The sequence below is a fragment of the Lysobacter koreensis genome (assembly GCF_042677045.1).
GTDB lineage: Bacteria > Pseudomonadota > Gammaproteobacteria > Xanthomonadales > Xanthomonadaceae > Lysobacter_K > Lysobacter_K koreensis.
Genome location: NZ_JBHTIH010000003.1, coordinates 232,430 through 252,039 on the forward strand (window position 1 = coordinate 232,430; position 19,610 = coordinate 252,039).

Annotated in this window: 17 protein-coding genes and 1 tRNA gene; 10 read left to right on the plus strand and 8 right to left on the minus strand. The window is 69.8% G+C overall.

Going from position 1 to position 19,610, the window contains the following annotated elements:
* Window positions 1-9 precede the first annotated feature (9 nt).
* The 5 genes from ACFQZQ_RS06440 (at window position 10) to ACFQZQ_RS06460 (ending at window position 2,460) form a co-directional block, all read left to right on the plus strand.
* Complete coding sequence (locus ACFQZQ_RS06440) at window positions 10-699, plus strand: SPOR domain-containing protein (RefSeq protein ID WP_386811943.1); 690 nt, start codon at window positions 10-12, stop codon at window positions 697-699.
* Between the two features lie 62 nt (window positions 700-761).
* Window positions 762-837: transfer RNA gene (locus ACFQZQ_RS06445), tRNA-Thr, on the plus strand.
* A gap of 112 nt (window positions 838-949) precedes the next feature.
* A complete protein-coding gene (gene rocF, locus ACFQZQ_RS06450) occupies window positions 950-1,873 on the plus strand; it encodes an arginase (protein WP_386811944.1) in 924 nt (307 codons plus the stop codon).
* Between the two features lie 50 nt (window positions 1,874-1,923).
* Complete coding sequence (locus ACFQZQ_RS06455; RefSeq protein WP_386811945.1) at window positions 1,924-2,058, plus strand: entericidin A/B family lipoprotein; 135 nt, start codon at window positions 1,924-1,926, stop codon at window positions 2,056-2,058.
* A gap of 249 nt (window positions 2,059-2,307) precedes the next feature.
* Window positions 2,308-2,460 carry an entericidin A/B family lipoprotein gene (locus ACFQZQ_RS06460; RefSeq protein WP_386811946.1) on the plus strand — a complete coding sequence of 51 codons (153 nt, stop codon included), beginning with the start codon at window positions 2,308-2,310 and terminating at the stop codon, window positions 2,458-2,460.
* Between the two features lie 98 nt (window positions 2,461-2,558).
* On the opposite strand, the gene ACFQZQ_RS06465 is transcribed toward ACFQZQ_RS06460, so the two are convergent.
* Window positions 2,559-3,389 (minus strand): hypothetical protein, encoded by an 831-nt coding sequence (locus ACFQZQ_RS06465; protein ID WP_386811947.1) that lies wholly within the window; start codon window positions 3,387-3,389, stop codon window positions 2,559-2,561.
* Window positions 3,390-3,565: 176 nt separating this feature from the next.
* On the opposite strand from ACFQZQ_RS06465, the gene ACFQZQ_RS06470 reads away from it, so the two are divergent.
* Both ACFQZQ_RS06470 and ACFQZQ_RS06475 read left to right on the plus strand, forming a co-directional pair.
* Complete coding sequence (locus ACFQZQ_RS06470; protein WP_386811948.1) at window positions 3,566-4,891, plus strand: tryptophan--tRNA ligase; 1,326 nt, start codon at window positions 3,566-3,568, stop codon at window positions 4,889-4,891.
* A 271-nt stretch (window positions 4,892-5,162) separates the two neighbouring features.
* Entirely contained in the window at window positions 5,163-6,263 is a 1,101-nt protein-coding gene (locus ACFQZQ_RS06475) for a GGDEF domain-containing protein (protein ID WP_386811949.1), read from the plus strand.
* A 136-nt stretch (window positions 6,264-6,399) separates the two neighbouring features.
* On the opposite strand, the gene ACFQZQ_RS06480 is transcribed toward ACFQZQ_RS06475, so the two are convergent.
* From ACFQZQ_RS06480 to ACFQZQ_RS06505, 6 genes are all read right to left on the minus strand, one after another.
* Window positions 6,400-6,783 carry a VOC family protein gene (locus ACFQZQ_RS06480; RefSeq protein WP_386811950.1) on the minus strand — a complete coding sequence of 128 codons (384 nt, stop codon included), beginning with the start codon at window positions 6,781-6,783 and terminating at the stop codon, window positions 6,400-6,402.
* 110 nt (window positions 6,784-6,893) lie between these two features.
* A complete protein-coding gene (locus ACFQZQ_RS06485; RefSeq protein WP_386811951.1) occupies window positions 6,894-8,375 on the minus strand; it encodes a dihydrolipoamide acetyltransferase family protein in 1,482 nt (493 codons plus the stop codon).
* A 23-nt stretch (window positions 8,376-8,398) separates the two neighbouring features.
* Window positions 8,399-8,791, minus strand: coding sequence for a peptide-binding protein (locus ACFQZQ_RS06490; protein WP_386811952.1), 393 nt, complete (start codon window positions 8,789-8,791; stop codon window positions 8,399-8,401).
* Between the two features lie 5 nt (window positions 8,792-8,796).
* Window positions 8,797-9,828, minus strand: a complete 1,032-nt coding sequence (locus ACFQZQ_RS06495) for an alpha-ketoacid dehydrogenase subunit beta (RefSeq protein WP_386812553.1) — start codon at window positions 9,826-9,828, stop codon at window positions 8,797-8,799.
* 14 nt (window positions 9,829-9,842) lie between these two features.
* Entirely contained in the window at window positions 9,843-10,916 is a 1,074-nt protein-coding gene (gene pdhA, locus ACFQZQ_RS06500; protein ID WP_386811953.1) for a pyruvate dehydrogenase (acetyl-transferring) E1 component subunit alpha, read from the minus strand.
* A gap of 152 nt (window positions 10,917-11,068) precedes the next feature.
* Window positions 11,069-14,812 (minus strand): nuclease, encoded by a 3,744-nt coding sequence (locus tag ACFQZQ_RS06505; protein WP_386811954.1) that lies wholly within the window; start codon window positions 14,810-14,812, stop codon window positions 11,069-11,071.
* Window positions 14,813-14,979: 167 nt separating this feature from the next.
* On the opposite strand from ACFQZQ_RS06505, the gene ACFQZQ_RS06510 reads away from it, so the two are divergent.
* Window positions 14,980-15,861 (plus strand): tryptophan 2,3-dioxygenase, encoded by an 882-nt coding sequence (locus ACFQZQ_RS06510; protein ID WP_386811955.1) that lies wholly within the window; start codon window positions 14,980-14,982, stop codon window positions 15,859-15,861.
* 240 nt (window positions 15,862-16,101) lie between these two features.
* On the plus strand, window positions 16,102-17,601 hold the full coding sequence (locus tag ACFQZQ_RS06515) for a peptide MFS transporter (protein ID WP_386811956.1): 1,500 nt from the start codon (window positions 16,102-16,104) through the stop codon (window positions 17,599-17,601).
* Window positions 17,602-17,881: 280 nt separating this feature from the next.
* On the opposite strand, the gene ACFQZQ_RS06520 is transcribed toward ACFQZQ_RS06515, so the two are convergent.
* Window positions 17,882-18,391 (minus strand): MarR family winged helix-turn-helix transcriptional regulator, encoded by a 510-nt coding sequence (locus ACFQZQ_RS06520; RefSeq protein WP_386811957.1) that lies wholly within the window; start codon window positions 18,389-18,391, stop codon window positions 17,882-17,884.
* 135 nt (window positions 18,392-18,526) lie between these two features.
* On the opposite strand from ACFQZQ_RS06520, the gene hppD reads away from it, so the two are divergent.
* On the plus strand, window positions 18,527-19,594 hold the full coding sequence (gene hppD / locus ACFQZQ_RS06525) for a 4-hydroxyphenylpyruvate dioxygenase (protein ID WP_386812554.1): 1,068 nt from the start codon (window positions 18,527-18,529) through the stop codon (window positions 19,592-19,594).
* The last annotated feature ends 16 nt before the right edge of the window (window positions 19,595-19,610 follow it).

Genomic DNA, 19,610 nt, shown 5'->3' on the forward strand with positions numbered 1-19,610 from the left:
AATCGCGGCATGTTCGCGCGCGCGCTGATCGTCCTATTGCTGGTGCTCAACCTCGGCGTCGCCGCGTGGTGGCTGGCGCGTGCGCCCATGCCGCCGCCCGAGGTTCCCGAGCCGGCGCTGGGCGTGGCCCGCCTGCAGTTGCCCGGCGAAGCGCCGGGCGGGGTGGCAACCACCGCAATGCCGCTGCCGCCCACGGGTGGCAGCGCGCCCCAGACGGCTGCGGCGCTACCGGCGGCGCGCCCGCAATGCCACAGCTTCGGGCCCTACGACAACGACCAGGCCGCGGTCGCCGCGCAGGCGCGGCTGCAGCCGCTGACCCTGCGCATCGACGTGCGCACGCGACGCGCCACCCCGGCGCGCGGCTGGCGGGTGCTGCTGCCGCCGGCGCCCGATCGCGCCCAGGCCGACGCCAGCGCGCAGCGCATCGCCGCGGCCGGCTTCAGCGACTACTTCGTGGTCCGCGACGGCCCCGAGGCGCACTCGATCGCGCTGGGCCGCTACCGCGGCGAGTCCGCCGCGCGCGCGCGCGCCGCGACCCTGGTCGCGGGCGGGTTCGCGGCGCGTGCCGAACCGATCGGCGGCGGCGCGGCGATCACCTGGCTCGACGTCACCGCCGCCGAAGGCTTCGATGCCCAGCGCGCGCAGGCCATCGCCAGCGCCCCGCAGCGGCTCGACCGGGACTGCGCCGGCGTGCCCTGACGCGCGGCCGGGCGTGCGTTCGCCGCCGGTGCCGTGGTCGCAAGCTAGAATGGCCTTCCCACGCCGGCTTAGCTCAGTTGGTAGAGCAACTGATTTGTAATCAGTAGGTCGTCAGTTCGATTCTGACAGCCGGCACCACGTGAACCCCGCGGCCGTCGAACCGCGACGCGAACGATCCAACCGCCACGCACCGGCCGGTGCTGTCAACGGGCCATGCCGTGACTGACCTTGGGCATTTCAGGAGAGCCAAATGAGCCGACGCTATCCGCCGGTTTCGATCATCGGCGCGCCGACCGACATCGGCGCCGGCGACCGCGGCGCGCGCCTAGGTCCCGAGGCCTTGCGCATCGCCGGACTTGGCGAGGCGCTGGTCGCGCGCGGGATCGACGTGGTCGACCGCGGCAACCTCGACGGCCCGCGCAACCCGTGGCTGGCGCCGGTCGATGGCTACCGCCACCTGGCCGAGGTGGTGGAGTGGAACCGCCTGGCGATGGAAGCGGTGGGCGCGGAACTGCGCGCCGGGCGCATGCCGATCCTGCTCGGCGGCGACCACTGCCTGGGGCTGGGCTCGATCACCGCCGTCGCCCGCCACTGCCGCGATGCCGGCAAGCAGCTGCGCGTGCTCTGGCTGGACGCGCACGCCGACTTCAACACCCACGAGGTCACGCCCTCGGGCAACGTCCACGGCATGCCGGTGGCCTGCCTGTGCGGCATGGGCCCGCGCGAGCTGACCCACCTGGGCGGCGACGCGCCGGCGATCGACCCGGCCGTGATCCGCCAGATCGGCATCCGTTCGGTCGACGAGGGCGAGAAGCGGCTGGTCAAGGAGTACGGGCTGGACGTCTACGACATGCGCTACATCGACGAGGTCGGCATGCGCGCGGCGATGGAAGAGGCGCTCGACGGCATCGACGACAACACCCACTTGCACGTGAGCTTCGACGTCGACTTCCTCGACCCCAGCGTCGCCCCGGGCGTGGGCACCACCGTACCGGGCGGCCCGAACTACCGCGAGGCGAGCCTGGTGATGGAGATGATCGCCGACACCGGGCGCATGGGCTCGCTCGACATCATGGAGCTCAATCCGATCCTGGACGCGAACAACGCCACCGCGCTGGTCGCGGTCGACCTGGTCGAAAGCCTGTTCGGCAAGTCCACCCTGATGCGGGACTAGCCGCACGGCCAGCCCGCGAACACTTCCCCCACCGCCTTAGGAAAACTCCGATGAAGCGAACGATCTCCCTCGCGCTGCTGGCCCTGTTCTCGCTGGGAGTGCTGTGCGCGTGCAACACCATGGAAGGGCTGGGCAAGGACGTGCAGAAGCTCGGCGACAAGGTCGAGCAGAAAGCCCGCAACTGACCACCCGGCCCTGGCGGCTGCGGCGCAAAGGCCGGGGCGCCCCGGCCTTTTTGCTGGTGGCAACGGTGCCGTGGCCCCGCGACAGCCACTTGGCGGCCAAGGCCAACGCGAGCTGACCGGGAACCGGCGCGCGGCGGCCGATTGCACACCGGCTTCACGCCGGCTCACGTCTCATGCGAACGCGGTCGCAGCCACTTGCGGCCCCGTGAGTTGGTTTCGCCACCGCCCTTTTTTTGTGAGGAGAAATGCATGAAGCGTTTGATTGCCCTGATGCTGCTGACCCTGTTCTCGACCGCCACCCTGACGGCGTGCAACACCATGGCCGGTGCCGGCGAAGACGTGCAGAAGGTCGGCGAGAAGGTCGAAGACAAGGCCGAGGATTGCAAGGACGGCAAGTGCTGATCTCAGCTTGACCCAGTAACAAACAGGAAAGGCCGGAGCGATCCGGCCTTTTTTGTGCCTGCGCGATCAGCCTTTGAATGGTGGCGCCGCGATGCGGCTCACCAGCGCGGTGGCGGGTCGGCGACGAAGCCGTTCGGGAACGCGTGCGGGCGGTCGTCGTCGCGGTAGTAGGGGTGGCGCGGCAGCACGCCGCGCGCGACCAGGCTGGCATGGTCGTCGTAGTGCAGTTCGCTGACCTGCGCCGGCCGGCGCGAGGCGCGCACGAAGCCAGTCCGCGACACCGGCGACCACTCGCGTTCGCCGTGGCCGGTGCCGAGCCCCTGCGCGGCCTCGTCGTGGGCCGTGGCTTCGCCGTAGGCGCGCGATTCGGCGGCCGCGCTCGGAGGCGAAGCGGCCTTGTTCGCCGAGCGCTCGTGGCCCGAACTCGCGATGGGCGCCTGGGTGGGGTAGGACGGGTGATGGATCGTCCGCGCCTCCTGGAACACCGCGATCCCGATCACGCCGACATGGTCGGGGCGTCCGGTGCGCGCGGCGTAGCTGTCGGGCAGGTCGGTGAACACGAACTGGGCGACGTCCTGGTACGACTTGCGCCAGCCGCTGATCTGGGTGCTCTGCCACGGTTCGAGCACGTAGCCGGCCTGCGCGGGATGCGCGGTTTCGCCGCTGACCGCGTTGACGCCGTCGACCGACAGCACCACCAGCACGCGCTGGCCGCTGGTGTTGGTCAGGCGCACGCCGTAGCGGTGGCCGGGAGTGCCGGCGATCCAGTACTGGCCGCGGTGCGCGGTTTCTTCCAGCCAGTGGCCGTGTTCGCGGTCGATCACGGCGATATCGACCAGCGGGCGCGCGCTCGCCGGCTGGCAGGCGGCCGCGCCGCAAAACGCGGCGGCAAGCAGGGCGGCTTGGGAGAACAAGGAGGTACGGGACATGGCGGGATCTCGTGGGGAGGGCACACCTAGCAACGCACCAGCACCCGGAACGGGGTTGCGGAGCGGGCCGCTGCCGGCGGGCTAGTAAACTGCCGCTTCAGCTGGCCGCCGCGCCTGCCATGAGCACCCGCCCAATGAGCCCGCTTCGATGAGCCCGACCCGATGAGCGTGATCCGATGAGCCCCACCCGCGTCCTCACCGGCATCACCACCTCCGGCACCCCGCATCTGGGCAACTACGCCGGCGCGATCCGGCCGGCGGTCGCCGCCAGCCACGTGCCGGGCGTCGAGAGCTTCTACTTCCTCGCCGACTACCACGCGCTGATCAAGGTGCAGGATCCCGCGCGCGTGCAACGCTCGACGCTGGAGATCGCCGCGACCTGGCTGGCCTGCGGGCTGGAGCCGGACAAGGTCTGGTTCTACCGCCAGTCCGACATCCCCGAGATCCCGGAACTGACCTGGCTGCTGACCTGCGTCGCCGGCAAGGGCATTCTCAACCGCGCCCACGCCTACAAGGCCGCGGTCGACAAGAACCGCGCCGAGGGCGAGGACGACGACGCCGCGATCAATGCCGGCTTGTTCATGTACCCGGTGCTGATGGCCGCCGACATCCTGCTGTTCAACGCGCACAAGGTGCCGGTCGGCCGCGACCAGGTGCAGCACATCGAGATGGCGCGCGACTTCGGCCAGCGTTTCAACCACCTCTACGGCGAACATTTCACCTTGCCCGAGGCGGTGATCGAGGCGCAGGTGGCGACGCTGCCCGGGCTGGACGGCCGCAAGATGAGCAAGAGCTACGACAACACGATCCCGCTGTTCGCGCCGCGGCCGACGCTGAAGAAGCTGATCGCCTCGATCGTCACCGACTCGCGCGCGCCGGGCGAGGCCAAGGACGCCGATTCCTCGAACGTGTTCGCGCTGTACCAGGCGTTCGCCACGCCCGCGGAAACCGCGGCGATGCGCGCCGCGTTCGAGCGGGGCATCGGCTGGGGCGACGCCAAGCAGGCGCTGTTCGAACGCATCGATGCCGAGCTGGCGCCGCAGCGCGAGCGTTACGAAGCGTTGATGGCGAAGCCGGCGGAGATCGAGGCGATCCTGCGCGACGGCGCGCAGCGCCTGCGTGTCGCGCACGCGACGCCGCTGCTGGCGCGGCTGCGCGAGGCGGTCGGGCTGCGCGACCTGTCGCGGGTGGCCGTCGCCGACGGCAAGGCCGCGACCAAGACCGCGATGCCGGCGTTCAAGCAGTACCGCGAGGCCGACGGGCAGTTCTACTTCAAGCTCGTCGCCGGCGATCGCGTGCTGTTGCAGAGCATCGGCCACGACTCGGCGCGCACCGCCGGGCAACTGATCGGCCGTCTCAAGCTCGAAGGCGGCGCGGCACTGCGCCACGCCGAGGCCGGCGCGGTGCACCTGGGCGAGCAGGCGATCGGCCACCTGCACGCGGGCGTCGAACTGGCCGAGGTGGTGGAAGCGCTGGCGCAGTTCGCCGAAGACCTGGCGTGAGCATCCGTTCGTCAAGCGCCGCCTCGCGCTGATCCTGTTACCGCCGCAGTTCGCGATCCGGGTTGTGTGCAACCCGGTGTGGCGTGGATATCCCCCGTCCGGACGTGCGGATCCGCCAGCATCGGCACAGTCGCGCAGTGCGCTACATCACGCTGTCGGCGCGCGCGGCTCACCAAGCTGAAGGCCTGATTTACGCCGCGCCTGCGGTCGCGGGGCGTTGTGGCGCCCGTCACAGGGCGGCGCGCGCGTCGCAGGTAGCCTGCAGCCCGCCATGTCCGCCGTCCGCGTCCCGCACCCGTCCACCGAGATCGAATCCCGCCGCCAGGCGGCGCTCGACAGCTATGCCGTGGTCGACACGCCGCCGGAACAGGCCTTCGACGACATCGTGCGGCTGGCCGCGACCCTGTGCGACGTGCCGGCCGCGGCGATCTCGCTGATCGACCACGAGCGGCTGTGGTTCAAGGCCCAGATCGGCCTCGACCAGCCGCAGCTGCCGCGCTTCAACTCGCTGTGCGACCACGCCATCCTCGACCCGGGCAGCACCGTGGTGGTCGACGATCTCGCCGCCAACCCAGGTTTCGCCGCCCACCGCCAGCGCATCGGTGGCCAGCCGCCGCGCTTCTATGCCGGCGTGCCGCTGCTCAGTCCCGACGGTTACGCGCTCGGCACGGTGTGCGTGATGGACGTGGTGCCGCGCCGGCTCGGCGCGCCGCAGCTGCACGCGCTGGAACTGCTCGCGCGCCAGGCCTCGCACCTGCTCGAACTGCGTCGCTACGCGCGCAAGCAGCGCGAGCTGTTGTCCGAGCGCGAGGCATTCGCGCGGCGCATCGAGCGTTCGCGCGCGGAGCTGCAGCATCGGCACGAACAACTGCAGCAGACCGCCAACCGCGACGAGCTCACCGGCCTGCTCAACCGCTCCGCGCTGGTGCAGCTGCGCAACAACCCCGAGGCGATGCAGAAACTGCAGCAGGCATACAGCCTGGTCGTGCTCGACGTCGACCTGTTCAAGCAGGTCAACGACCGCCATGGCCACCTGCTCGGCGACCGCGCGTTGCGCGAGGTCGCCGCCGCGGTCACCGCGTCGGTGCGCGAGGGCGACCTGGCGGTGCGCTATGGCGGCGAGGAATTCCTGATCGTGCTGCCCGGCACGAACTTGGCCAGCGCGGTCGAAATCGCGCACCGCATCCGCCTGCGCGTGGCCGAGGCATCGCTGCCGTTCCCGTTGACGGTTTCGGCCGGGGTCGCTGCCGGCGACGCCTCGCGCGACAGCCCGGAGCAGGTGTTCGAACGCGCCGACCAGGCGCTGTACCGGGCCAAGGCGGCCGGTCGCAACCGCGTCGTCGTCGACGACACGCCGTATTTCAATCGGTGAAGTCGCTGGCCCGGCCGGCATGCCGGACCCCGCGAATACGCCGGCGCCGGCTCGCGGCCGGCAGGGTCGATGGTTGCCGACCGCGGCTTGGAGATGGCGATGGCGGGTTGACACCCGCCCGACGTCGCGGGCGCGGTTACGGCCACTGGTTGGGCGGTTCGCGGCGGTTGTCGTGCCTCATCGCCACCACGCAGAAGCGTTGCCCGGTGGGCGCCTCCATCACCCACCAGCGCTTGACGAAGCCGATCTTCTTCGCGCCCAGCGCCTCCAGCCGCGCGGCTTCGGCGTCGACGTCGTCGGCCTCGATGTCCAGGTGCACGCGCGAGGCATGGTCGACCTTCTGCACCTCGACATGCAACCCGCCGGGCGCGTCGCCGAACTGCGCGTACTGGCCGGTGCCGCCGGAGTCCGGGTCGGCGACCGCCAGCCCCAGTGCGGCGCTCCAGAACGCGGCGGCGCTGTCGAGATCGCCGGTCTGGCAATCGATGATGAAACCGGCCAGGCGGCTACGGTGGGCCATCGTGGTGTCTCCGTCCCCCCAAGGGGACTTCCTTCGGGGCGTAGGGCGGGCCCAGGCCCGCCATCGATGCATCGCGGATTCGCAAGCGGCGGGCCGGGGCCCGCCCCACGTCAGCTCGCGCGCGCCAGGTCGTCGATCATCGTCTTCAGGAAGCGCGCCGCTTCGCCGCCGGTGCAGGCGCGGTGGTCGAAGGTCAGCGACAGCGGGATCACCTTGTGCGATTCGAAGCCGCCCATCACCGGGGTCATCTGGTGGCGGCCCTTGCCGGCGGCGACGATCGCCACCGTCGGCGGCACCACCACCGGGGTCGCGTAGCGGCCGGCGAACATGCCGAAGTTCGACAGCGAGATCGTGTAGCCGGCCAGTTCCGACGCGGGGATGCTGCGGTCCTCGACCTGCATGCGCAGGCGGTTGACCGCCTCGCGCACGCCGCGCGCGTCGAGCACGTCGGCGTTGCGCAGCGCCGGCACGAACAGGCCGTCGTCGGTGTCGACCGCAATGCCGATGTCGACGTGCGGGTGCAGGGTGCGCATCAGCTGCTCGCCATCGAACCAGGCGTTGAGCGCGGGCACCGCCTTGCAGGCGGCCACGATCGCGCGCACCAGGCGGCCGGTGATGTCGTTGCCCGGCGCCCAGGCATGGATGTCGGCGTCGTCGCTGAGCGTGGTCGGCACCACCTTGGCGTGGGCGTCGGCCATCACCCGCGCCATGTTGCGGCGCACGCCCTTGAGCTGTTCCGGCTGGCCGCTGGCGGCCACGCCCGGCGGCTGGGTGCGCATCGGCTTGCCGGCTTGCGACAGCGTGCTGCGCTGTTCTTCCCTTCTCCCCTCGGGAGAAGGTGCCCGCAGGGCGGATGAGGGTTCGGGGTGTGGCGTGGAGTGACGCGCCTGCGCCGAACCCTCACCCCCGACCCCTCTCCCGGGGGTAGAGGGGAGCAAGGCGGCGCTGCCATCGGCAGCGGCGCGCTTGACGTCGTCCATCGTCACCACGCCATCGCCGCCGGTGGCGCGCACAAGCGACAGATCGATGCCGTGCTTGCGCGCGAGCGCGCGCACCGCCGGCATCGCCCTGACGCCGCCGACCGCGACCGCCTGCTCGCTGCGCACCGCGTCGGAGCTCTGCATCGCGCCGACCACGGTGCCGCTGTCCTCGCGCAGCACCTCGGTGCGGGTCTGCGGCGCGGCTTCGCCGCTGGCGATCGCGCCGCCCTCGTCGGATGCGACGACTTTCGCGTCGGGCGCCGGATCCTGGCTGCCCACACTCTTGGAAGGCGGGCTCGTGGCCGGTGCATGCCCACCGCCGTGGTGGTGGCCGGTGTCCTGGCCTTCGGCGCGCTGCGGCAAAGACGGGTCGAGCTCGAACTCGGCCAGCATCGCGCCGGTGATGACGATGTCGCCGGCGGCGCCGCCGAGCTTGGTGACCTTGCCCGATACCGGCGATGGCACCTCGACCACGGCCTTGGCGGTCTCCATCGACACCAGCGCCTCGTCGAGGCGGATGGTGTCGCCGACTTTCACCGACCATTCGACGATGGTGGCGTCGGGCAGGCCTTCGCCCAGGTCGGGAAGCAGGAAGGTCTTGGTGTTGCTCATGGCAGCGGGGGTCCTTGTCTAGCTCAAGAAGTCGGGTCGGACGGGTCGTCGTCCGTGGTGTCGTCCAGCAGCTCCAGCGACCGCGCCGGGATCCAGCCCTGCACGCCGAGCACGTTCTGCGCCCACCACCACTGCGCGAGCTCGTGGTGCAGGGTCAGGATTTCGTCGGTGGCCGCGTCGAGCTCGCGCGTGTCGTAGTCGGAAAGTGCGATGGCCAGGCCGGACGGGTTGTCGAACAAGGCCGCCGGCACCCAGCCGCCGTGGCCCTCCGCGGCATTCACATCGAGTGCCGTCGTCCAGACGAACTGCGGCCAGTCGCCGTCGCGCTCGCCGAGCATCACCGTCTCGCCGCGCGCGACCTGGATCGGCGGGCGATCCGGGGCGCGGTGGGCGACGACGACGCGGGCGCGACGCATGCGCTTCAGCCCGCGGCGACCGCGCGCCGGGCGGCGGCGACGATCCGCTCGACGCTGGGCAGGTACTTCATCTCCAGCCGGAACAGCGGGATGTGGGTGTCGTAGCCGGTGACGCGCTCGACCGGCGCGCGCAGGTCGTAGATCGACTCCTCGGCCAGGCGCGCGGCGATCTCGGCACCGAAGCCGGCGGTCTTGGGCGCCTCGTGCACGATCACGCAACGGCCGGTCTTCGACACCGACTCGGCGATCGTGGCGAAGTCGAGCGGGCGCAGCGTGGCGACGTCGATGACTTCGGCGCTGATGCCCTCGGACGCGAGTTTCTCGGCCGCCTCCAGCGTTTCCTTGACCTGCGCACCCCAGGTCACCAAGGTCAGGTCGCTGCCGTCGCGCAGCACGTAGCACACGTCCAGCGGCAGCGCCTCGCCGTCGTCGGCGACCACTTCCTTGTATTGGCGGTAGATGCGCTTGGGCTCGAAGAAGATCACCGGGTCGGGGTCGCGGATCGCGGCCAGCAGCAGGCCGTAGGCGCGCTGCGGCGAGGACGGCATCACCACGCGCAGGCCGGGGACGTTGGTGAAGATCGACTCGTTGGCTTCGCTGTGGTGCTCCGGCGCGCGGATGCCGCCGCCCCACGGCACGCGCAGCACCATCGGGCAGCTCAGCCGGCCGCGCGTGCGGTAACGCATGCGCGCGGCGTGGCAGACGATGAAGTCGACCATCGGGTACATGAAGCCGTCGAACTGCGCCTCGGCGACCGGCTTCATGCCCTGCGAGGCCATGCCGACGGTCAGGCCGGCGATCGTGGTCTCGTCCAGCGGCGTGTCGAGCACGCGTTGCGTGCCGAACGTGGCCGAGAGGCCGGCGGTGGCGCGGAACACGCCGCCGTTGACGCCGACGTCCTCGCCGAGCACGACCACCGAGTCGTCGTCTTGCATCTCCCAGGCCAGCGCCTGGGTGATCGCCTCGATGAGCGTGATAGCAACCGGGGTGCTGGCGACGGGTGCGGCGGTGGCGGGGGGGGATTCGTTGTTGGGCATGGTTTGCGCCTTGTTCACGAGCGGCCCTCCGCGGCGAGCACCGCGGCGCGGTGTGCCGCCACGTCCGGCGGCATATCCGCGTAGAGGTAGTCGAACATCGCCTCGACCGGCTGCACCGGGGTTTCCAGGTAGGCGTTGATCTCGACGTCGACCTTGTTGCCGCATTCCTCGGCCCAGGCCTGCTCTTCCGCCTCGCTCCACACGCCCTGTGCGGTGAGGTAGGTGCGCAGGCGCGGGATCGGGTCGCGCGTCCACGCGTCCTTGACCTGCGCGTCGTCGCGGTAGCGGCGTGCGTCGTCGGCGGTGGTGTGGTCGTGCAGGCGGTAGGTCATGAACTCGATCACGCTGCCGCCGTCGCCGTTGCGCGCGCGCTCGGTGGCGCGGCGCATGCCTTCCATCACCGCGATCAGGTCGTTGCCATCGACCTGCAGGCAGTGCAGGCCGCCGGCGAGGCCCTTCTGCGCGAGCGTCTGCGCGCCGGTCTGCGCCGAGCGCGGCACCGAGATCGCCCAGCCGTTGTTGATCACGCACAGCACCAGCGGCGAGGTATAGGCACCGGCCGAGTTGAGCGCGGCGTAGAAGTCGGTCTTCGACGAACCGCCGTCGCCGCAGCAGGCCACCGCGATCCGCGGCTGCTGGCGCAGCTTGAACGACAGCGCCGCGCCGGCGGCCATCAGGCACTGCGTCGAGATCGGCACGCACCACGGGTAATCGTGCTTCGGTCCGGAGAAATCGTTGCCGCGCTCGTCGCCGCCCCAGTACAGCAGCACCTCGCGCGGCAGCACGCCGCGCATGAACTGCGCGCCGTACTCGCGGTAGCTGGGTGCGAACACGTCCTCGGGCCGCATCGAGGCGCCGATGCCGACGTGGGTCGCCTCGTGCCCGAGGCACGCGGCGTAGGTGCCAAGCTTGCCGGTGCGCTGCAGCGCGATTGCCTTGGTGTCGAACACGCGCACGAACAGCATCTGCTTGAACAGCGGCAGCAGCGCCTTGGCGTCGCGGAAGGCGACGGGCAATTCGGCGACCGGCTTGCCGTCGACGCCGAGGTATTGCAGGTATTCGATTTCGAACGTCGCAGCCACCGTCATCGCGGGCAAATCCTCAGGCTCGAGCGGAGAGCCGATGATAACCACAGCGGGGTAAAGGCACGTTGCGCGCTGCGGCAACCCGTGCGTGCACAAAAAAAAACAGCGCGGCCGAAGCCGCGCTGTTCCGATCCCACGCCATCGGCGGTTTCAGCTCATCTGATCAGGCGCAGCACGTTGACCGAGGTGTTGTTGCCCGGCGTCGGGTCCTGCGCGAGCGAGCTCACCGTGGCGACCACCGTCAGGCGCTGGTCGCTCTCCGGCGGCGGTGCCACGACGTTGAGGTCGAACCACGGCTTGGCGCCGGCGGCGAGCGGGTCGCGGCTGCAGGTCGCCTCGAAGCCGGCGCCGACCGCCGCCACCGCGCAGCTCCACCCGGCCGCTGCGGCGATCGCGACGTTGCCCGCCGGCGCATCGCCGGACAGGACCAGGCGCGCCTGCGGCGCGGCATCGCCACCGGCGTGCTCGACCGCGACCCGGTAGCGGGCGAGCATGCCGCTGCGCAGCGTCGTGGTACGGCCGTACAACACCACGCCCAGGTCGGCGAGCGCGTACACGCCGACGCTGGCACCGGCCTGGTTGTTGCCCGCGACCGGGTCGTACGACTGCGCGTCGCCGGCGACCGCCAGGTTGACGGTGGTGCCGATCAGTGCCGCCGTGGCCGCCGCGCTGACGGTGAAGCCTGCGGTGACGCCGTTGCCCAGGGTCGACGCATTGCACGCGACCGAGGTCTTGCCCGCGGCGATCTGCGGGGCATCGCAGGTCCAACCGGCCGGCGCGGTGACCGCCATGGTCGGCTGCGCGCCATCGAGCGCGAAGCCGATGCCGGGGAACTCGGCGGCGTCCGGGCCGTGGTTGGTCACGCTGGCGTTGAAGCCGATGGTGCCGCCGACGCGGACCGTGGCGGCGGTCGCGGTCGCGGTCACGCCGAGATCGGCGCGGTTGCGCGGGGCGAAGTACGCGACCACCGGGTCGTGGTCGGCCAGGCGCGACGGCGAGTTGGCGTCGTTGCGGTTGGTCTCCGGGAAGTCGGCGTTGATGCGCGCGTGGTCGCTTTCGAGCGAACGCGTCATTACCACCAGTTCCTCGTTGACCAGCACGTGGTCGAGGGTCTGCGCGTTGCCGCCGAACACGAACGAGTAGCGCTCGCTCGCCGGTGCCAGTTCGCCGAGGTTGATCAGGTCGGGATCGAGCAGGTCGATGCCGTCGCCGGGGACCACGGTCTGCGCGTCCGCGGTCGGCGTGCCGGCGATCACGTTCATCGCGTCGACGTAGCCGTCGTTGAACGCGAACGCGTTGAAGTCACCGAGCATCACGATACGCGTGCCCGGCGCGCTCGCTTCGCGCTCGGCGACCAGCGTGGCCAGGAACTCGGCCTGGCGCTGGCGCTTGCGGCGCACGCGGTCGCCGCCGGCGCTGTCGTCCTCGGCGCCGTTGAGCGAGCGGTTGTGGACCACGATCACGGTCACCGGGAACGCGCGGCCGTCGGCGTAGTGGACGACGGCATCGAGCAGCAGCGGCGGGCGGTCGTTGAGCAGCGCGCTGCTGCCGTCCGGTTCGATCCAGGTGGTGTCCTTGCCGACCTGGGTCACCGCAACGACTTGGACGCGGGCGATGCCGGCCGCGACGCTGGCGGTCTTGACCAGGAAACCGACGTCGATGCCGCCGATGTCGTTGCCTTCTTCGAGGTAGGCGACGTACCCCGGGTCCGGCTGGCCGGCGGCGACCGCATCGGCGTTGAGGCGGTCGGCGAGGGTCTGCAGCACCGGCAGCTTCTCCATTTCGACCACGCCGAGGATGTCGGGGGTGCGGAGGAAGTCGCGGATACCGAGCGAGGCCTTGCCCAGGCGCTTCTCGAAAGCGGCCGGGGTGAGCACCGCGTCGTCCTTGCCGGGGTCGTTGGTGGTGTCGAAGAATCGCTCGAGGTTGTAGGCGGCGACGCTGAACTCGTCGGCGGCCGGCGCCCGCGCCGCTCGCGGCGTCGCGCCCGGCGTCACCGTGATCGCGACGAGCGGGTCGCGGTGCACGGTGTAGCGGCGGAAGCCGTAGTCGAGCGGCCCGGTCAGGCCCTGGATCACGCTGCCGGTGGTCAGGTCGAGCAGGAACGCCGCGCCGCCGAGGCTGTCGCTGTCGACGACCAGCAGCTCCGGGTTGAAGTCCCAGCGCGGGATCGGCGGGATGCTGCTGCCGGCCGGGGCCGGGTCCGGCGCCTGGATGCCCGGCTCGCGGAACGGCCGCGCCACACCGGTGACCACCGCGTGCAGCAGGCCGTTGCTGCTGCCGCTGGCGTTGGCCTCGTTGGTGTTGCCGGCGGTCGGGGCGACCACGGTGAAGCTTGGCGCGGTGACGCGCATGCCTTCGAGAGGTTCGAGCTGGTCGAGCGCGCCGGCCGGGTCCGGGTAGGTGGCGGTGAGCGCGATCGGCGCGGGCAGGGCGTTGCCCGTCGACAGCGAAACGACCGAGGTCACGAAGCCAATCTCGGTCAGCGGCGCCTGCAGCGGGTCCTGGCTCGGCACGAACTCGAGCACGCGGCCGTCGACCGTGACCAGGCTGCCGACCGCGGCTGCCGCCGGTGGCGCGCTGCTGGTGAACACGAACACGCCTTCGGAGGTCGCCGGGTCGGCGTCGATTTCGGCATCCGGCGTCTGCAGGAAGAAGCCGTTGCCCTTGCGGCCGGTGACGACGCCACGGGTGCGCACGGTCTGGTTGACGAGCGGCGACGCGGCGCCGGCGCCCTGCAGGGTGTGGATCGCGGTGATCGGCACGTCGACCGTGGTGGTCGCGGTCGCCGAGTTGTTGGCCGGCACCGGGTCGCCCGCGGACGAGCTGATCGCCGGGGTGCTGGTGATCGGACCCATGCTGGTGGGCAGCACCTGGACCTGCAGGGTGAAGGTGTCGCTGGCGCCGCTGGCAAAGCTCGGCAGCGTGCAGGTGAAGGCACCCGGACCGTTGACCGGCGGATTGCCGGCGCTGGTGCAGTCCCACGCGCCGGTCGCGGCGATCGACTGCCAGGCGGTGCCGGTCGGAACGGGGATGGTCAGGGTGGCACCGGTCGCGGCATCGGGGCCGGCGTTGCTGGCCACGATCGCGTAGGTGATGGCGCCGCCTTGCGCGACCGGATCCGGGCTGTCGCTGATCGTGATCGCCAGGTCGGCGTTGCTGGTCGGCGCGCCGGGCACCGTGATCGACACGTCGTCGATCGCCAGGCCGTGGTCGGCACCAGTTTGGTCCGGGTCGGACCAGCGCAGCAGGATCTCGCCACCGACCGGGATGTTGAGGCCGGTGATCGTGGTGCTGCGCGCCGCGCGGTTGGCGGGCAGGTTGCCGTCGAGCGCGCTGGCGGTGCCGCCGGTGATGAGGCTGGTGAAGTCGAGCGCGGGGACCGCAGTGCCCGCGGCCTGGAACTCGGCCAGCGTTCCGGTCACTGCCGGCGCGCCGACGAGGTAGGAGAACGCGATGGTCTGCGCCGCGGCGGCGCTGTTGCGCCACTGCTCGCCGGTGTAGCTGACATCCAGCGTGGTGATCGGGGCGCCGGTGTTGTTCTGCAGGCGCACGCCCCAGAACAGGTGGCCGACGGCGGCGTTGCTGGAGCCCAGCGAGCCGAGCGCGCGTTCGGTGGCGGCGCCGCTGCCGTAGCTGTACAGGTTGCCGGCGTTGCTGCTGCCATTGTTGGCGACGACTGTGGTGCCGGTACCGGTACGCGCGTGGTACCAGCCGGCCAACGTGGTGTTGTTGGTCCAGGCCGCCGAACCGCTGGCGGGCAGCGCATCGAAGTCCTGGAGGACCGGCGAACCGGGCGAGGTCAGGCTAACCTGCGCGTGCGCGGCGCCCAGGCCGATGGACGCGGTGGCGGCGGGCAACAAGAGCATGAGCGCCAAGCGGCGCAACATCGTTTGCATGGATTTCCCCTGGGTGTTCGCGTAGGTGTCACGTGGGTGTATCGCGGCCGTCCCCCGACGACCAACGGCGGAGTGTGACCGAATTCTCCTTTGCCCGCATGTCGTTTCCATGACTGCGGCGCGAGCCGGTGCGGTACCCTGAATGCCGCACTGCAACAGCCACGCCGATGAGCATCGAAGACAACCAACGCCCGCTGGAAACCGGCATCCACACCGACCTGTCGGGGCGCCTGAGCTACGCCGGCTACCTGCGCCTGGACCGGCTGCTGTCGGCCCAGCAGCGGCTGTCGAATCCGCCGCAACACGACGAGCTGCTGTTCATCATCCAGCACCAGACCTCGGAGCTGTGGATGAAGCTGATGATCCACGAGCTCAAGGCCGCGATCGCGCTGCTGCGCGCCGATGAGCTGGGCGCGTGCCAGAAGATCTTCGCGCGCTGCAAGGCGATCCTGCGCCAGCTCACCGAGCAGTGGTCGGTGCTGGAGACGCTGACGCCGTCGGAGTACATGGAATTCCGCGACATCCTCGGCCCGTCCTCGGGCTTCCAGTCGTTGCAGTACCGCACCATCGAGTTCCTGCTCGGCAACAAGAACGCGGCGATGCTGCAGGTGTTCGCGCACGACCCGCAGGCGCACGCCGAGCTGCGCGCGCTGCTGGAAGCGCCGAGCCTGTACGACGAGGTGCTGCGCCATCTCGCCCGCCATGGCCACGCGGTCCCGCCAGCGCACGTCGAGCGCGACTGGTCGCAGCCGCACGTGTCCGACCCGGCGCTGCTGCCGGTGTTCGAGCGCATCTACGAGGACACCGACGCGCACTGGGCCGCGTACCACCTGTGCGAGGACCTGGTCGACCTGGAATCGCAGTTCCAGCTGTGGCGGTTCCGGCACATGCGCACGGTGATGCGGATCATCGGCTTCAAGCGCGGCACCGGCGGTTCCAGTGGGGTGGGCTTCCTCAAGCAGGCGCTGGAGCTCACCTTCTTCCCGGAGCTGTTCGAGGTGCGTACCAGCATTGGCGTGGGTGGCGCCTACGGCGCGCCCGCGGAGTGAAGCCCCAGGCGCGCGAGGCGTGTCGCGGGCCGGGTCGAAGGGCACCGTGATCCGCGCTGTCGAGCGCGCCACTCTTGTCTGCGCAAGCCGGCCAGATCGCTTTGCTGCACTGCAGCAGGCCCCGGGCGGTTTGACGCCAACCCCGCGTCGCGGTTACACCTTCACCCTTTGTTGCCGATAGCACAGGGGTTTTGAATGAGCGCCAACGTTTCCAACGCTGCGGAACCCGCAGGTCCACCGATGGAGCTGCCGTCCGGCAACGGCACCCCGCCGCCGCCGTTCGATCAGATCATGGGCCATCCCAAACCGCTGTGGATGCTGTTCATGTCGGAGTTCTGGGAACGCTTCGCGTTCTACGGCATCCGCTGGGCACTGGTGCTGTACATCGTCGCGCAGTTCCACGGCGGCAACGCGTCCGGCCAGGCCGACGCCAACCTGACCTACGGTTCCTACCTGGCGCTGGTCTACGCCGGCGCGATCTTCGGCGGGTACATCGCCGACAAGGTGATCGGCTACCAGCGATCGATCCTGCTCGGCGCGGTGTTCATGGCCGCGGGCCTGTTCGCGATCATGTTGCCGGACCCGAACGTGTTCAAGCTCGGCCTGGCGACGATCATCGTCGGCAACGGCCTGTTCAAGCCGAACATCTCGACCATGGTCGGCAAGCTCTACAGCGTCGCCGATCCGCGTCGTGACAGCGGCTTCACCATCTTCTATATGGGCATCAATGCCGGCGCGCTGATCGCGCCGGTCCTGACCGGGTGGCTGGCCAGCCAGGTGTTCGGCACCGAGGGCACCCCGGCCTACAAGGTCGTGTTCGGCGCGGCCGGCATCGGCATGCTGGTCAGCCTGGTGTGGTTCTGGTTCGGTCGCCGCCAGCTCAAGGGCATCGGCCGTCCGCCGGAAGAGGCGCCCGGCAAGCACCGCGTCGCCTACGTCGCGCTCGGTGCGCTGCTGACCATCCCGCTGGTGTACTTCCTGCTCGCCGTCGGCGCCCAGGCGCTGCAGTGGGTGCTGACCGCGCTGTTCATCGGCCTAGCCGGCATGCTGCTGGTCGAGGGCTTCCGCAACGGCGCGGTCGCGCGCGACAAGGTGATCGCGATGCTGATCATCTTCGCGTTCAACATCCTGTTCTGGATGTTCTTCGAGCAGGCCGGCAGCTCGTTCACGTTCCTCGCCGACGAGATCGTCAACCGCGACTTCGGCGGCTGGACGTTCCCGACCGCGTGGTTCCAGTCGGTGAACTCGATCGCGATCATCGCGCTGGCACCGATCCTGGCCTGGGTGTGGGTGGCGATGGCACGCAAGAACGTCAATCCGTCGATCCCGCGCAAGTTCGGCCTGGGCCTGATCTTCAATGGCCTGGCGTTCCTGCTGCTCATGGTCGCGCTGTCGAGCATGGTCAGCGTCGACAACAAGATCCCGTTCTGGACCTTGTTCATGGTCTATGTGATCCAGTCGGTCGGCGAGCTGTGCCTGTCGCCGATCGGCCTGTCGATGGTCACCAAGCTGGCGCCGCTGCGCCTGGTCGGGCTGGGCATGGGCGGCTGGTTCCTGTCGACCGGCATCGGCAACAACCTGTCGGGCATCTTCGCCAGCCACGTCAGCGGCGACACCGGCATGACCACGACCTCGGCGCTGAGCGGCTACACGTTCGGCTTCTGGTCGTTGCTGGGCGCCGGCGTGCTGCTGTTCCTGATCGCGCCGTTGATCCAGAAGTTGATGCATGGGGTGAAGTAGGGCGGGCACTGCCCGCCCTGGCATCGGCCCGCTCGCGTGAAAGCGCGAGCGGCTTTGCCGATGCGTCATCCCGAACGCAGTGCGGGATCTGCTTGGCGCTCCACCAAGAAGGCATCGGCGTCTGGGTAGCGTCGGCCGCCGGCGCGGCATCGGTTACGGCGTTGGTTGTGGATCATCGCGGGCCGGTTCGGCACTGGGTTCGGAAGGGCAACAAAGACGGCGACCCTCGGGTCGCCGTTTTTTTTGTGGTCAGGCGCGGCATGTGCGCTAAGCACGGTCCTTATCGAGGCGGGATGTCCGCCTCGGCGCGGATCTCTAGTTCGTCCAGCCGGTCGAGCAACCGGAACAGCAGTTCGCGCTCGGCCGTGTCCATGCCCTCGAACAACCGACGCTCGAACGCCAGCGCCAGCGGCGCGACCTCGTCGTAGATGCGGTAGCCCGCCTCGGACAGGCGCAGCACCGAGCGTCGGCGGTCGTCGTCATGCAGCTCGCGCTGCAGGCGGCCGGCCTCGGTGAGCCTCGCGACCGCGCGGCTGACCGCGACCTTGTCCATCGCGGTGCGCTGCGCGACCTCGTTGGCGGACAAGTCCGGGTAGCGGCCCAGCACCGCCATCACCCGCCACTCGGTCACGCCCAGGGCGAACCGCTCCGAGTACACGCGCGCAATCGCGCTGCTGACGCGGTTGGACAGCACGGACAGCCGGTAGGGCAGGAAGTGCTCGAGGTCGAGCTCGGCATGGCGGCCACGCGCGGGCCGGCAGGCAGGAGAAATGTCATCGCCGCTGTTCATGCTGCACCGTGCCTTGCTTATGGTTTCATGTGAAACTATAACGACCATTGCGTCAAATCCCCCGCACCCGGCCGTCCGTCCGCGGACGCCGCCGCCACTGGAAACAATGCCATGAACGCGCAGCCCAACCTCGGCATGCAGGTCACCACCTTCGAGAACCCGCTCGGCATCGACGGTTTCGAGTTCGTCGAGTTCGCTGCGCCCGACGGCCAGGGCGAGCTGCTGCACGACTACTTCCGGCGCATGGGCTTCACCGCCACCGCGCGCCACAAGACCCGGCCGATCACCATCTACCGCCAGGGCGGTGTCAACTTCCTGGTCAACGAGGACCCCGACAGTTTCGCCGCCGACTTCGCCCGCGCCCACGGCCCGAGCGCGTGCGGCTTCGCGATCCGCTTCCGCAAGCCGGCCAGCGAGGTGTGCCAGGTGGTGCTGGGCAACGGCGGCGAGGCGATCGACCACAAGCCCGAGACCAAGGCGGTCGATGCGCCGGTGGTCAAGGGCATCGGCGACTGCATGCTGTACCTGGTCGACCGCTATGGCGAGCACGGCACGATGTACGAGGAGTTCCTGCCGGTGCAGGGCGCCGATCCGGACCCGAAGGGCTTCGGCCTGACCTTCATCGACCACCTGACCCACAACCTCTACTTCGGCAACATGCAGAAGTGGTCGGACTACTACGAGCGCCTGTTCAACTTCCGCGAGATCCGCTACTTCGATATCAAGGGCGCCAAGACCGGACTGGTGTCCAAGGCGATGACCGCGCCGGACGGCGTGGTGCGGATTCCGCTCAACGAATCGTCGGACCCGAAGTCGCAGATCAACGAGTACCTCGACGCCTACAAGGGCGAGGGCATACAGCACATCGCCTGCTTCACCGACGACATCTATTCGACGGTCGAGGCGATGCGCGAGTCCGGGATCAGCTTCCTCGACACCCCCGACACTTACTTCGACGTGATCGACGCGCGCGTGCCCAACCACGGCGAGGACGTCGCGCGCCTGGCCAGGAACAAGATCCTGATCGACGCCGATGCCGAGACCAAGCAGCGCAAGCTGCTGCAGATCTTCACCACCAATGCCATTGGCCCGATCTTCTTCGAGATCATCCAGCGCAAGGGCAACGAGGGTTTCGGCGAAGGCAACTTCCAGGCGCTGTTCGAGAGCATCGAGCGCGACCAGATGAAGCGCGGCGTGCTGTAAGCCGACGCTTGGGCTT

Bases quoted from the DNA above. Each gene is read 5' to 3' on its own strand.
- ACFQZQ_RS06440 (WP_386811943.1), top strand. From the start codon at position 10: ATGTTCGCGCGCGCGCTGATCGTCCTATTGCTGGTGCTCAACCTCGGC.
- rocF (WP_386811944.1), top strand. From the start codon at position 950: ATGAGCCGACGCTATCCGCCGGTTTCGATCATCGGCGCGCCGACCGAC.
- ACFQZQ_RS06455 (WP_386811945.1), top strand. From the start codon at position 1,924: ATGAAGCGAACGATCTCCCTCGCGCTGCTGGCCCTGTTCTCGCTGGGA.
- ACFQZQ_RS06460 (WP_386811946.1), top strand. From the start codon at position 2,308: ATGAAGCGTTTGATTGCCCTGATGCTGCTGACCCTGTTCTCGACCGCC.
- ACFQZQ_RS06465 (WP_386811947.1), bottom strand. From the start codon at position 3,389: ATGTCCCGTACCTCCTTGTTCTCCCAAGCCGCCCTGCTTGCCGCCGCG.
- ACFQZQ_RS06470 (WP_386811948.1), top strand. From the start codon at position 3,566: ATGAGCCCCACCCGCGTCCTCACCGGCATCACCACCTCCGGCACCCCG.
- ACFQZQ_RS06475 (WP_386811949.1), top strand. From the start codon at position 5,163: ATGTCCGCCGTCCGCGTCCCGCACCCGTCCACCGAGATCGAATCCCGC.
- ACFQZQ_RS06480 (WP_386811950.1), bottom strand. From the start codon at position 6,783: ATGGCCCACCGTAGCCGCCTGGCCGGTTTCATCATCGATTGCCAGACC.
- ACFQZQ_RS06485 (WP_386811951.1), bottom strand. From the start codon at position 8,375: ATGAGCAACACCAAGACCTTCCTGCTTCCCGACCTGGGCGAAGGCCTG.
- ACFQZQ_RS06490 (WP_386811952.1), bottom strand. From the start codon at position 8,791: ATGCGTCGCGCCCGCGTCGTCGTCGCCCACCGCGCCCCGGATCGCCCG.
- ACFQZQ_RS06495 (WP_386812553.1), bottom strand. From the start codon at position 9,828: ATGCCCAACAACGAATCCCCCCCCGCCACCGCCGCACCCGTCGCCAGC.
- pdhA (WP_386811953.1), bottom strand. From the start codon at position 10,916: ATGACGGTGGCTGCGACGTTCGAAATCGAATACCTGCAATACCTCGGC.
- ACFQZQ_RS06505 (WP_386811954.1), bottom strand. From the start codon at position 14,812: ATGCAAACGATGTTGCGCCGCTTGGCGCTCATGCTCTTGTTGCCCGCC.
- ACFQZQ_RS06510 (WP_386811955.1), top strand. From the start codon at position 14,980: ATGAGCATCGAAGACAACCAACGCCCGCTGGAAACCGGCATCCACACC.
- ACFQZQ_RS06515 (WP_386811956.1), top strand. From the start codon at position 16,102: ATGGAGCTGCCGTCCGGCAACGGCACCCCGCCGCCGCCGTTCGATCAG.
- ACFQZQ_RS06520 (WP_386811957.1), bottom strand. From the start codon at position 18,391: ATGAACAGCGGCGATGACATTTCTCCTGCCTGCCGGCCCGCGCGTGGC.
- hppD (WP_386812554.1), top strand. From the start codon at position 18,527: ATGCAGGTCACCACCTTCGAGAACCCGCTCGGCATCGACGGTTTCGAG.